Genomic DNA, 12,961 nt, shown 5'->3' on the forward strand with positions numbered 1-12,961 from the left:
GATGAATGCAGAAGCTAGTCCGGAAAAGCAGGGAATATTATTTGTGTATAAATCGCAAATGCATGATATTATATTAGATGAGGTGGTAGGACTAATTCACGCAGATGAATTAATGGGAACTGAGGAGCTTGAGAATCTTTCTTTATATGCATATGAATTTACGGAACAAAAAGAGGCGTGAAGTTTCCTCGTTTCAGATAATAAGCTGACACAGGATAACATAATGGATGTGGTTGTTGATTTTTTACATGAAATATCTTTCTTTGGGTATGATCAGGAAAGCCTTGAAGAAGAAAAGAAACAACTCGATGAATCGATCAAGGAATGCGAGGAACATCCGGAACGATTGATTACATTTAATCATGAGGAATTCTGTAGAGAATATGGAATTCCAATTACGGAAGAATACCCAGAAGAGAACGAAAAGAAAAGAGCATTCTATGATGCGGGGATGGAATATACGCGGTATTGTAAAGTAATAGAACTTCAAAGGATAAAGGATTCGTTTGGAAAATAGAGCGGATAGATTTGGAAAGGATGCAATATGGGAAGTATTAATGAGATTGTTTTATTTGAAACTGATGATAAAGAAGTAACGTTATCAGTACCAATGGATGGAGACACGGTGTGGCTGACGCAGGCGCAGATGGCGGAGCTGTTTGGGACGGTGCCTCAAAATATCACTGTTCATATTAAAAAAGTCTATGATGAAGGGGAATTGGAGAAAAATTCAACTTGTAAAGAATATTTACAAGTTGCCAGTGAAGGAAGTCGTAAGGTTAAAAGGACTTTAAAATTCTATAACCTTGATGTTATAATTTCTGTTGGTTATCGTGTCAAATCAATTCAGGGCACTCGCTTCCGTCAGTGGGCAAACAGTGTCCTCAAAGAGCACATGTTGAAGGGATTCAGCGTAAATCAGCGCCTTGTTGCCCATGAAAATAAGCTTGAAAACATTGATTCTCGTGTCATTTATCTTGAAAAGCAGGTGGATTTCTTCGTGAAGGCGAACTTGCCGCCTAAGGAGGGCATTCTGCAGGCGAAAGCGTTTTGGAGCGGTTATGAGTTCGCTGTTCAGCTCGTCCGTTCGGCTAAACAAGAAATAGTCATTATCGACCCGTTTGCGGACGACATGTCTTTATCGCTTATGCCCAAGCGAAATCCCGGAGTGAACGCGATAATCTATTCCGCCCGCATCAATCAGACGATGAAAGCTGAATGCGAACGGCTGAATCGGCAGCGCCCGCCTGTGGAATTGCGGACGATGCGTGAAGTCCATGACCGGTTCATTGTCGTTGACGAGACCGTTTACCACATTGGTGCATCGATCAAGGATTTGGGCAATAAACTCACTGCGTTTTCAGTGCTTAGCCTTTTGACCAAGCAGCAACTGTTGGAGATGATCAAGTAGCCTCGCCTTTTAAGCATATAGGCAATTTGTATTTTTTGCAAATTACAAATTCGGGCAAACCTTCGGAAATTCTGCCGGGTTCAAATTGAAATACGAATAACCCAAATGGTTATGTAAAATTTCGTTGCTCCCGTTGCGCAAGCGCCAAATGCTAGGCTCGGTCATATCCATGCAAGCATGGCTGTGACTCTCGCCTTACGCATTTGTGCCAACTTTGGCGGATTTTGATACATTACCGCTGAACGCATCTCGCTGTTTTAAGGCGAGGTGCGTTTTTGCGTTAAATCGGCTTACCGGTTTTGCAAGAACGCCCCAAACGTTAACAAGCCGTTTTTGCGGCTAAATGGAGGCTAATATGGCTAAAGAAGTTATCTCTACGAAGCTAGTCCAAGATGCCAAGCAAATCATCGAGACTGCGCGGAAAAATGCGGTTAGGAGCGTTGATTTCTGTCGTGTCCAGATGTACTGGAAGCCAATTGCGAATACAATGTGTTCGCAATTGAACTGGTCTCAATATAAGATGCTTATTGCTATTTCTGACCCCGACAAGCGCGAGTATTACGAGCTTGAGGCGGTGAACAATTCCCGCCTTTTGTATATTTCCCATTATGCCTTCACGCACTTACGCGGCCATAGACCTCAAGTCGTTCTTTGCCTCGGTGGAATGTATCCTCCGGGGGCTTGACCCGCTTAAGGCGAAGCTTGTAGTGGCCGACGAGAGCCGCACCGAAAAGACGATTTGCCTCGCGGTGACGCCTGCGCTCAAGGCTTACGGGATTCCGGGGCGTGCGCGACTTTTCGAGGTGAACCAGAAGGTGCGCGAGGTGCTGCGTCGTACGGGCGAAAAGATTGAATTTACCATCGCGAAGCCGCAGATGGCAAAGTACGTGGAGTATTCCACGAAGGTGTACAATGTCTACCTGAAGTACGTGAGTGCCGAAGACATTCATGCGTATTCCATTGACGAATGCTTTCTGGACTTGACGCGCTACTTGAAGCTTTATAAAAAGACCGCACGCGAACTGGTGAAGACGATTATCCAGGATGTTTTTGCGACTACGGGAATTACGGCGACGGGTGGAATTGGCACGAACTTGTATCTTTGCAAGATTGCGATGGATGTGATGGCGAAGCATGTGAATGCGGATGCCGACGGCGTGCGCATCGCGGAACTGGACGAGATGAGTTACCGCAGACAGCTTTGGTCGCATAGGCCGCTCACGAGTTTTTGGCAGGTGGGCCGCGGCATTGCGGAGCGCCTGGAAAATTGCAGGCTGAATGCGGGACGCGGCATTTACACGATGGGCGACATCGCCCGCGTGAGTGTGAAAAATCCCGAAGCGCTGTATAAGTTGTTTGGCGTGAATGCAGAGATTCTGATTGACCACGCCTGGGGTTACGAACCTTGCACGATTGCGGACATCAAGAAGTCAAAGCCGCGGAACAGGAGTACGGGTGAGGGCCAGGTGCTGCAGGACCCTTACCCGTTCGACAAGGCGCGCATCGTGGTGCGTGAAATGGTCGATACGGTTTCGATGACTTTGATTGCGCACGACCTTGTGACAAACGCGATGGTGCTCACGGTGGGTTACGACCGCGAAAATGTGGACAAGGGAATTTACCACGGCGTCACGGTCACGGATTTTTACGGGCGCACGATTCCAAAGCCTGCTCATGGCACGGCAAGCATCGGCTATTATACCAGCTCGCAGTCGGTAATTGCCGATGCGGTCATGAAGCTTTTCGACCGCATCGTGGACCCGAAGCTGACGGTGCGCCGCCTGAACCTGGTGGCCGCCGACATCGTGGATGCAAGTCACGAACAGTACGACTTGTTCACCGATGTGCAGAAGCAGGAAAAAGAAAAGAAGCGCCTGAAGGCGGAGCTCCTCATCAAGAAGCGTTTCGGCAAGAACGCGATTGTAAAAGGAATGGACTTGCAAGAAGGTGCTACTACCATCGAACGCAACGGACAAATCGGAGGACATCGTGCCTAGGGGTGTGAGGTCGCTCCCCTTGCAGGGTCGCTTTTTATGATTGATAATTATAATGACATCATTGATTTGCCGTATCCGCGAAACGACTGGAATTTCATGATGAAGCATCCGCGCATGAATGTGGAAGACCGCGCAAAGATTTTCCACCCATTTGCGGCGTTGCGCGGGCATGCCGAGGCGCTTGACGCGACGGCAGAAAAGAAGCAGGAAGCCGTGGAGAACGAATTCACGCTAGATGAATTCGAATAGGGAATAGCACCCTTAAAAGTTTATCAGGAATTACGGAGTGACCCTTTTTGAACTGCTTTATTGGGAATTTTCTACGCAGCGGATATACCCCGTAATCCAGGATTTTCCGCGCCCACCCATGTCGTAACCGGCCATCCAGTGATAGAAATTGATGCCGATGGCCCTGTCGTATCCTTCGATGGCGTCTGCTGTCCAGTATGCCGTGTTTTGTCCCTCGGTTTCCGAGAAACCGTTCCAACCGTAAAGGGCGCCGGTTGAAATGATGGAGAATCCAAAAAGGTCCATGCCATAAGGCGTTCCAGGATAGTATTCCCATGTCTTGTTAGACTTGAGCATTGTTCCGACGCTGTCGGTGTAGGCTTTCCCGTTTTCGTATGCATAGTTAAAAAGCGTTTCCCACTCATTCCATGCTGGAATGTGCCAGCCTTCGGGACAAATGCCCTGGTGGTTGATGTCGCCCGGATAAGCGGAAACATCGTATTGATAAGCCGGAGAAATATTCATGGCAGCAGTCCACGAATACATGTAGCCTGCTTTTTGACAATAGCTATCATTGGGGGAGTAGCACTCGATATTGTCTTTAAGGTTGTTTAATGTTACTTCGTCTGCATTGGTCCCATTGAATTTCAAGTTCTCCGCCATCCAGTTCTGTGTGCCGATGGTGACGGTCTTGTAGGTATTTCCGTCGCGGTCATCTTTCAATGTTCCGTAGGTAACATTGGGATTGAACCATGAATCCGGTTCTATGTCAGCCAATAGCTGTACTGCATTCGGCGAAGTCTCGCTGGAGCTGGATAGTGCTTCGCTGGAACTGGAGTCATCGCCTTCTGACGAGCTAGAATAACTTTTTCCCGCCGAACGGGAAGTCTCCATTTCTCCGAGCAGGTGCCAATGTCCGTTTTCGCAGACAAAGTCATAGTCAAAGTATCTGGAGCGTGAGTTGCTGTTGGCGCGGATTTCACCTTCGCGCTTTGCGGTGCAGCGCCCAAGCCCGAAGACATTGTTCCAGAAGTATTCTACGATGGGTGCGAAATCGGGAATCAAGTTCGCTATGTTCCATTCTTCCATGTTTCTGCGAATTTGGACAGTGTCGGCGTCAAAGGAATTGTCTGCCGCGTCGGTAATTGCCGTGGAGTCGTTCCATTTGCCGTCTTTTTGCAGGTCTGTGGCTAAGTTGGCTAGTGCTAGACTGAATTCGCCCTCGGTGCGCCCTGCATGCATGATAACCGATATTGCAAGCAGTGCCGCATCTGCGTCGCTGCTTCCGAAAATGTTCAAGTCTTCGAAATGGTTGCCGTCGTATTCCACTCCGAATGTGGCAAAGATTTCCTTGTCGGCTTCGACTTTCGCTTCGCTGATAGAAATCTCGTTTTCCTGCGCAAGCCAGATGGCACGTTCGTATTCCAGGTGCGTGAGCAGGTTGATGTTCACGTTGTCGCGTTCCGAGAGGTCGGAGATGGCGTTCAGAGTAATCTGACTCGTGGATACCTTGCCCGTGATTTCGTTGCGGTAGAAACCGTCGGCTCGTAGCAGGGCGTATTGCGAGGCGAGTTCGATATTGTTGATGGAGAAGCTTCCCTTGTCGTCGGAAATCTTTCCGAAGAAGCTCTTGCCGGTCTGCGCACGAGTCCTGAAGTTCAGCTCATAGAGCGTGACGACGGAGCCGTTGGTGAATGGACCCTTCTGTGACACGCCCGCCACAGTCTTGTCGGTAATGGCGATGGAGTTCTCCGCTTCCGAGGTGCCGCCCGCATTCTTGTCGTCGGAGGAGCAGGCTGTAAAAAAGAAGGTGAAGTTGATGAGGAAGGTTGCGAAGAGAGTCCAGAGTTTCATTTTAAATTCTTCTTTTGGAAGGCTTGCGAATGTTTGCCTTCCGTAATTCAGTGGGCAGCTTCTTTGACAAGGGGAAAAGCTGCAGGTTGATTTCGTATACTCGTTCCGTTTGCGGGTCGTGTGCGGCTATTGCCACGATCTTTTTGCGGAAGTTGGCAATTTCTTCTATGATGGTCTCGTAGGCCTCTTGCGTGAGCCCGAGCGTGATGGTTGAAAAGTTGCGTTCCGAAACGGGAATGTCGTCCAGGGACTTTAGCGCGAGCTCTCCCATTTGGCGGTGCAGATTGCGAACCGTGAGCACGGAAGTGGCAAGCTTGCCCGTGGAAATGGATTTTTTGCCCTGTATGAATTGCCCCTTGGTGGTGGACTTTCTCAGGAACTGCTTCTGAGTCAGGAATTTCAGGGATTCCTTGACCGCCTCGGGGGATACCGCCCATTGACAGAGTTCGGCGATCTTTTCGGGACTAGTGTCTGTGAGCGATGCCGCCATTTCGCGGATGACGGAGTGAAGCCATGTGGAGTAGTATTGGAACATTTCCCTTTCGAGAACGCCCACGCGGTTGAGCGCGAGAATCTCGTTCATTCTTTCAAGGGCTTTAAGCTTCTGTTCGGCCGTTTTGGCGTGAGCGTATTCCACCATCAGAGCGAAATAATCGACCTGGTCCCCTTCTAGTCCCATGGCCTTGGCAACGGCGATTCTTGCTCCCTTTGAAAGGCCGTTTTTTCCGTCGCATACGAGCTTGAGGAATACAGGCGAGCCGAAACCAGCCGCCTTGGCGAAGTCCCGCCACGAAAAACCGGTGAACTTTTTCTGTTCACTGTAGTAGTCCGATATGTACCGGCGGTAATCCTTGTATTCGTAGATAGACTTCACAATATCATAAAATAAAATTTAAATGACGAAAAAGACGCAGAAACGCAAAAATGATACGAAAATCGTGCCTTTCGATATTTCTGGTATGTTCGTCTTGATTTGGGAATGGCCTTCCCGCTTGTTTTGCGCGGTTGCGCGGCATGTTAGGCAACCGATTAGGGAAAAATTTTATGATACACTTTTTTGTGGTGTAGTTCTGTTGCTGAAGTCAATGTTTATGCGGTATTCGGTGATTGTATTGTGTTTCTGTATTGTTTTACGAAGTGCAGAAAGTCGTATCATTTTAGGGATGGTGTGAAATAAAGGGAAAATTTGGGGGTAGATTTAAAAAAAAACAATGAAAAACATTCATTAAGAGGAGTAATCAATGGATATGCCTAAGTGGTTCAATATCCCTACATTCTTTGGAATACTTTTGATTGTAATGTTTGCAGGGTGCAAGGAACGAAATTCTATCTACGAATATTATGATGATGTTTCCAAGAAGCCGTTCAAAGTGTTTGAGGTTGATAAGGAAACTGGGAAAATGGATGGTTCCTATAAAGAATTCTATGAAAATGGAAATTTGAAGATTGAGGCCTTTTATGGGAATGGAGTACTAAATGGTTCTTACAAGGAATTCTTTGAAGATGGAACACTGAAGGCTAAAGGGACCTACGAAAATGGAGAACTAAACGGTTCCTATAAAGAATATTATGAAAATGGAAAAATAAAGCTTGAAAATATCTATAAGAACGGGACCTTCGAACGCCTATTGAAGGTGTATAGCGAAGAAGGCGAAGTTATTGGTGAGGGATTCACCTATGATAGTAGAGGTAAAGAAGAACAAGAGTATCCAATTGTATATATTGGCAACCAGATTTGGATGGCAAAGAACATGAACTACGAAACGAAGGGTAGTTTTTGTTATGAGGATAAACCTGAAAATTGTGAAAAATATGGGCGTCTTTATAAATGGGAAGATGCTGCATTAAATGCATGCCCAGTAGGTTGGCATTTGCCTAGTGCGGCTGAATACAGGACTCTGTTTGCAACCATTGGTGGAAAAACAGATGCAGGTTTAAAATTGAAATCTGTAGACGGTTGGAAAGAATCAAAAGATGGAATAAGTGGTAATGGCAAGAATTCCTACGGATTTGCGGCATTACCTGCCGGTTATAGGATTGTGGAAGGTGAGGAATATGTCCATTTGGGAGAAAAAACTTGCTTTTGGAGCTCAACAGGAGCCTATTCACTCACCGCGCATCGTATGATTCTGCAAAATTATAGTAATGATGGAGACTTGTTTGATGTTTCAAGAGATTTCGCATGTTCTGTTCGTTGTCTTAGGGGTGAATCGCTAATGGAGGACTCTCGCGACGGCAGCTTCTACGATATCATAAAAATTGGCAATCAAACCTGGATGGCTGAAAATTTGAATTACGAAACAAAAGATAGCCATTGCTATAAGAATAAATCTACGAACTGCAAAATGTACGGCCGCTTTTATGCATGGGATGCCGCGCAAAAGGCGTGCCCTGTAGGTTGGCATTTGCCAAGTAAAAAGGACTTTGAGATTTTGATAAAAACCGTTGGTGGCGAAGATAATGCTGGTAAAATGTTAAAGTCTACCTATGGTTGGCATGAAAATCACGATGGAACAGATGATTTTGGTTTTAATGCATTGCCTACTGGAGGTTATTTCGGAAATGAAGACGGATGGGCTTTTTTGGGAAGCGGTGCGAGCTTCTGGAGCTCAACAGAGAATGAAGATTTTAGTGGCAGTTCGTTCTACTTATCCTTGTATTATCTTTACGATAAGGCGAACATAAATAGCATTGGTAAAGATCTTTGGTTGTCTGTTCGTTGTCTCAAAGATTAATGTTATCCCAATGAGAATACAGCAAACTAGTCTTCTGACATCATAAAGGTGATTACGGCTTCTGAAATCATAAAAAAACTGGGCTTAAATGAGGAAAATATGGAAATTCATAATCCTCTTGTCAATATAGCTACTGAGTTGCTAGAAAAAATATCCAGTGAAGGCTTAGGTTACATGTCTAAGGCCGATTTAGAAACGTTTGTTTTTCATTTGTATATGAAAAATTTAGAGCATCCTCTTTCAGATTATGACTTGATGTATTTGTTCAAAATTTCGTCATCTAAACTGCGCGCTTTAGAAACAAATCGTTCAATAAAATATTTGCAATTGGATTTGAATGATAAAGTAAATCGGCGACTCTTAATAAATTTTTTAGCCGATGTTATTCAAAAAAATGCTTTTGAATTTCCCGATGATGAAAATGGGTGCGTAAAATTTTATGTTCCTGATACTCATGTTTACAGAATTATTGAGAAATATGTAGTGGACAAAGGTTCTTCACTTAATTATAGGTCGAATCCAAAACAAATGGAAATAAAATATAGTCAGCTTATCTCTCTTCTTGAAGAAATTTTTTCGAAGCAGGGAGGAATATTAGAAGAAAATGATTTTAAAATTTTGTTAAACGAAAGCCTTCGTAAAGATTTGAAAAATTATGATAAAATAAAGGAGTCTTCTAATTCAATTGGTTCGATGATTAAGTCGTTCAAGGAAAATTATAAAGAAGAAGGCTTTAAATATATTGCGAAAGAATCAATATCGGCTGCAATTAGAATATCAAAAGAACTTATGAGAATAAAGTGAAAACAAGGAGCCCAAAAAAATGATCAGAAAAATTTGTTCAATCACTTTACTTTTTTTGCTAACTGTCGTAGCAAACGCACAGGTAGTAGAATGTACATATAAGAATACTGAAAAAGCGGGATATTCTGAAAGGGATAATTATGTTTGCGAAGATAATCATCCACGACTACGTATACGAGAAAATTTGTTGAAGGATCCATCACCTCAAAAATATATGTACGCTTGTTATTATCACAGATCGGCATTTGGAAATCAGGGGTGGGGTTCCCATAAGTATACACCTTCAATGCAAGAAATTCTATATGTCAGCAAGCCTTCTGCATTGTGTAATGAAATTTTGTCCAATATAAAAAATTTTGATGCCGCTGAGGAAAAAAATATAATTCGGCGTGTAGTGTCCCAGAGTATTGGTCATTATTTAAGAACTGTAATAAATTATTATAAACAGGAATCGAATGATTCTTTGAATTTATCCTGGATTAAAACGAATGAATACCCACATTCCTGTTTAGGTTGCAATAATGAGCCATATGTTGATTCTTTGCACCGAGCTTGGTTTTGGAAAGACAAAAAATACCATAAATTTTTTATACGTGACAAAGAACCTTTAAAAGGTCATGGTGTAACTATTGAACTAGGAAACGACATGCCTAATACAGGGTGCAAAAGTGGGACCTCATTAACATTTTTGATTGACAATGATTACAGAATTGTATTTCCTAAAGAAATGAAAGAATACCCATGTTTCGATAGTATTTCAATAAAAGGGCTTGGTTATTATAATGAAAACTTTTACTATGATATTGATTTAGGAGAAATACATAGACTTTACCGACAGGATTCTGTAAAAGATGGAGATTTATTTTTTAAAAATATTATAGAAACTATTGCTGCAGAAAAGAAGAAGATTGCAACACAAAAAGCGGCAAATTCTCTATTCAAAAAAGCATGGGAAAATGCAAAAAATACGCCTCTTGATGAGTCCGTAGAACATTCAATTAAATTGTGTTATAATAATGGATGGGAACAAAAATGTAACGCTTCTCTATCTAATATAAAATCTGATATGAGATATTTCTTTTATTTGAAAGAACCTTTTTTATCGGAACAATTTGATATGGAAACAATTGATTTGGGGAATGTGGAAAATAAAAAAATAGAATTCACAATTGTTATGAATTGGAATGACTTGAATAATTGGAATAATAACGATTATTGGGATGAAAAATGGGGTTCTAAAGATTTGTATGAAGAATGTAAAGAAAAACTTGGTAAAATTCAAATAGAAGTAGGTTTTGAGTCAAAAAGAAATTTTGTAGAAGGCCCCCAAAAAGTCTCTCTTTCTATAGGAGATTACCTTGTTGAAAATGAAAATTCTCATCCATGGATAAAAAAGGTCTCTATTCCTTTGGAAAATTTCACTAGTAATATTAATGAAAATTTTAATTGGAAGCGAATTGAAAAGGTCTTTATCAAAGCTGATTATCCGAATTTAGATGGTGAATGTTTTTCAGTTTTTGGTCGGGATAATCTATTTCCGATACTAGAAAAGAATTTTTATGATATTATAAATGTTGTTATTATAAATACAGCTCCAGAAAAAAAAGTTTTGGACATTGATCCAACTACATGCTCTTTTAGGAATAAGGGATCTTTTCAAAAAGGTCTCGTAAATGCCAATAATACCTACATTTGTTCAGATTCTGGTTGGTCATTGTATAGTGTAAAAATTGGAAATGTTGAAGTCGCTGCACATAATTTAGATGTTGGTGGAACAACGTTTACGTATGACAATATGTATTTTGAAGAAAAAGATCAAATAGAAACTTGGAATAGATATTCTCGTACTTGGGGGCATATTTATGGGAAGTCAAATCTTCAAAATATTTGCCCAGATGGTTGGAGACTTCCAAAAGAATCTGATCTTAAAGAAATCAAAAATCAAGTTGATTCCAAACAAGCAGTTTTCCCATATATTAATTATTCGTATGAAAACAGTGCTAATGAGTATGGGTGCGTAGATATGTACGGAAACCGAGTTTGGAGAGATACTTCTTTATGCGAAATAACATCATCTAAAACTTACTTTGGTGGTACATATATTATTCCAGATGATGGTAAACGGAAAAAATATAGCGAAGTTCATCCTAATCGGTATTGGGCAATGGATGAAAATGGAGTAGCATTCGTTTATGGAGTTGATAATTTCAAAAAAATAGAGGGCTATACAGATGATATAAATTTTATCCGTTGTGTAAAAAATACTGACGACAATATAGTTTCCAAGGAACCTTCTTCTGAAAATATCGCCCAACGTAAAGAACGTTTGAAAAATCAAAAGCAGGAATCCGCAAGCGCTGCAGCCGAATCCGCAAAGCAAGATGACGATGAAAAATCCTCAATAAGTACGACCAAACTGCTCCGTATTGCAGTATTCTCTGCAGTTGCCGTCGGTGGTGCCGCTGCGGCTTATATGTTCGACAAGAAGGCGAAGGACGCCACCGCAACTCCGCCAGCAAACGAACAGGAATTCAAGAAAGGGCATGACGATGCCAAGCAGAATCAAAATGTTCGAAACATTTCACTGGGTGTTGCCGCCGTGGGTCTTGTGGCGCTCGGGATCTCAATTTTGTTCTAGGAGGCTTGCAATATGAAAAAGATTCTTTTGTTACTGTCTGCCGCTGCATTGTGGAACTGCACTGACTATGCCGCCGATTGGGACGAAAAATATGAAAATACGTTCTCAAATACAGAGAACGATACACCTGCGCAAACCCCTGAAGGAACTCCTACACAGACTCCTTCCTATTCTGTTTGTGAAGAGGGAAAAACGACCACTCTGGTTAATGGGAATTGCACAACAGATCTAGTTTGCCAAAACGATTCCTGGACTCCTACATCGTATATATGTAATGACAAAACGCAAGATCTCGTGTGCGAAGAAGGCCTTACAACCAGTTTGGAGGCCGGTGGCTGCATTACCAACTTTATATGTTCTGGTAATGCATGGGTTCCTGTGGGAAATCCCGTGTGCGCTACGATTCCAATCGAAAGCTCAAGTAGCGAAAGTCCACTCATTGTTCCCGAATCTTCGTCAGATGTTCAGGATGTAAACCCAACAAACTCTCCGTATCCTATGGTCTCTCCTACTACTGTGTCAAACATCAATTGTACAAATGCAATGTACTGTCCAAATAATTGCGGCATAGATTGCGGAATTGTCTACACAGGTGTTGATGATGGCAAAGGAAATCAAGGCTATCTGTGGACTTATACGGATGCAGATGCAAATGGAGGAACGAGTTCTTTTTATTGGCCTGGGGGTTTGGATGAATATGACAGCTTTGAACCGCCTTCCAGAAAAAAATTCGGTTATGTAAACGGTTCTATTATATTTGGAAACGGCTATGAATTCCCCTACGGACGAATCGGATTCCACATCAAAGGTTCCGGTTCATCTACAGATATTACTGCGTGGGGAGGAATGTGTATCGTTTATACAGCAACGCAAGAATTTTATTTGAGAATTCAGGCTGATAAGGACGACACATTCTGTGGTTTTGACGATTACCAGGCGAAAATCCCGGCAGCAACATCCATGTCTTTAGTAAATGTATCTTGGTCCGACTTTGTTCAAGAAGGTTGGGGAAAAATCGTTTCCCAGGCACAAGTCCTTTCTTCCGCACAAACGATTTTGTTTAATTTCAAAGGCGATGCAGGAACATCAAACGATTTCACGATTCATGCTATCGGCAAATACGGTACCTGCAATAAGTAACACTTAAAGCAAGCTCACTACACCAAAAAACGCCACCCCGTTATTCCCAGGGCGGCGTTAATTCATTTTAAGCGACTTCAGTTTTCGCCGTTATGCATCTCCGTCTGTTCACGGTCGATGGTATAAGTCGGTAGTGTCAAGGGTTTTTCGCAAA

Annotated in this window: 12 protein-coding genes; 10 read left to right on the top strand and 2 right to left on the bottom strand. The window is 42.7% G+C overall.

Annotation, left to right across the window (positions count from 1 at the left end; genetic code table 11):
- From ACKI61_RS02150 to ACKI61_RS02175, 6 genes are all read left to right on the top strand, one after another.
- On the top strand, positions 1–181 hold a 181-nt coding region (locus tag ACKI61_RS02150), incomplete at its 5' end, for a hypothetical protein (protein ID WP_407456166.1).
- Between the two features lie 42 nt (positions 182–223).
- A complete protein-coding gene (locus ACKI61_RS02155) occupies positions 224–517 on the top strand; it encodes a hypothetical protein (RefSeq protein WP_407456167.1) in 294 nt (97 codons plus the stop codon).
- A gap of 27 nt (positions 518–544) precedes the next feature.
- Positions 545–1,411, top strand: a complete 867-nt coding sequence (rhuM, locus tag ACKI61_RS02160; RefSeq protein ID WP_407456168.1) for a RhuM family protein — start codon at positions 545–547, stop codon at positions 1,409–1,411.
- 355 nt (positions 1,412–1,766) lie between these two features.
- Complete coding sequence (locus tag ACKI61_RS02165) at positions 1,767–2,096, top strand: hypothetical protein (RefSeq protein ID WP_407456169.1); 330 nt, start codon at positions 1,767–1,769, stop codon at positions 2,094–2,096.
- Entirely contained in the window at positions 2,020–3,408 is a 1,389-nt protein-coding gene (locus ACKI61_RS02170) for a DNA methylase (RefSeq protein WP_407456170.1), read from the top strand. Before ACKI61_RS02165 ends, ACKI61_RS02170 begins: the two co-directional genes overlap by 77 nt.
- 36 nt (positions 3,409–3,444) lie before the next feature.
- Entirely contained in the window at positions 3,445–3,657 is a 213-nt protein-coding gene (locus tag ACKI61_RS02175) for a hypothetical protein (protein WP_407456171.1), read from the top strand.
- Between the two features lie 57 nt (positions 3,658–3,714).
- On the opposite strand, the gene ACKI61_RS02180 is transcribed toward ACKI61_RS02175, so the two are convergent.
- Both ACKI61_RS02180 and ACKI61_RS02185 read right to left on the bottom strand, forming a co-directional pair.
- Complete coding sequence (locus ACKI61_RS02180; RefSeq protein WP_407456172.1) at positions 3,715–5,490, bottom strand: FISUMP domain-containing protein; 1,776 nt, start codon at positions 5,488–5,490, stop codon at positions 3,715–3,717.
- A 1-nt stretch (position 5,491) separates the two neighbouring features.
- Positions 5,492–6,364, bottom strand: a complete 873-nt coding sequence (locus tag ACKI61_RS02185; RefSeq protein WP_407456173.1) for a TIGR02147 family protein — start codon at positions 6,362–6,364, stop codon at positions 5,492–5,494.
- 367 nt (positions 6,365–6,731) lie between these two features.
- Between ACKI61_RS02185 and ACKI61_RS02190 the strand changes: the two genes are divergently transcribed.
- The 4 genes from ACKI61_RS02190 to ACKI61_RS02205 are packed head-to-tail and all read left to right on the top strand — an operon-like array spanning position 6,732 to position 12,807.
- A complete protein-coding gene (locus ACKI61_RS02190; protein WP_407456174.1) occupies positions 6,732–8,225 on the top strand; it encodes an FISUMP domain-containing protein in 1,494 nt (497 codons plus the stop codon).
- Between the two features lie 48 nt (positions 8,226–8,273).
- Entirely contained in the window at positions 8,274–9,029 is a 756-nt protein-coding gene (locus ACKI61_RS02195; RefSeq protein ID WP_407456175.1) for a hypothetical protein, read from the top strand.
- A 19-nt stretch (positions 9,030–9,048) separates the two neighbouring features.
- Complete coding sequence (locus ACKI61_RS02200; RefSeq protein WP_407456176.1) at positions 9,049–11,667, top strand: hypothetical protein; 2,619 nt, start codon at positions 9,049–9,051, stop codon at positions 11,665–11,667.
- A 12-nt stretch (positions 11,668–11,679) separates the two neighbouring features.
- Positions 11,680–12,807 carry a hypothetical protein gene (locus ACKI61_RS02205; RefSeq protein WP_407456177.1) on the top strand — a complete coding sequence of 376 codons (1,128 nt, stop codon included), beginning with the start codon at positions 11,680–11,682 and terminating at the stop codon, positions 12,805–12,807.
- Positions 12,808–12,961 lie beyond the last annotated feature (154 nt).

It is taken from the genome of Fibrobacter sp., assembly GCF_045601785.1.
Taxonomy (GTDB): Bacteria; Fibrobacterota; Fibrobacteria; order Fibrobacterales; family Fibrobacteraceae; genus Fibrobacter.

Coding starts and splice junctions, on each gene's coding strand:
- ACKI61_RS02170 (WP_407456170.1), top strand. CDS start 2,020: ATGCCTTCACGCACTTACGCGGCCATAGACCTCAAGTCGTTCTTTGCC.
- ACKI61_RS02200 (WP_407456176.1), top strand. CDS start 9,049: ATGATCAGAAAAATTTGTTCAATCACTTTACTTTTTTTGCTAACTGTC.
- rhuM (WP_407456168.1), top strand. CDS start 545: ATGGGAAGTATTAATGAGATTGTTTTATTTGAAACTGATGATAAAGAA.
- ACKI61_RS02155 (WP_407456167.1), top strand. CDS start 224: ATGGATGTGGTTGTTGATTTTTTACATGAAATATCTTTCTTTGGGTAT.
- ACKI61_RS02180 (WP_407456172.1), bottom strand. CDS start 5,490: ATGAAACTCTGGACTCTCTTCGCAACCTTCCTCATCAACTTCACCTTC.
- ACKI61_RS02175 (WP_407456171.1), top strand. CDS start 3,445: ATGATTGATAATTATAATGACATCATTGATTTGCCGTATCCGCGAAAC.
- ACKI61_RS02190 (WP_407456174.1), top strand. CDS start 6,732: ATGGATATGCCTAAGTGGTTCAATATCCCTACATTCTTTGGAATACTT.
- ACKI61_RS02165 (WP_407456169.1), top strand. CDS start 1,767: ATGGCTAAAGAAGTTATCTCTACGAAGCTAGTCCAAGATGCCAAGCAA.
- ACKI61_RS02205 (WP_407456177.1), top strand. CDS start 11,680: ATGAAAAAGATTCTTTTGTTACTGTCTGCCGCTGCATTGTGGAACTGC.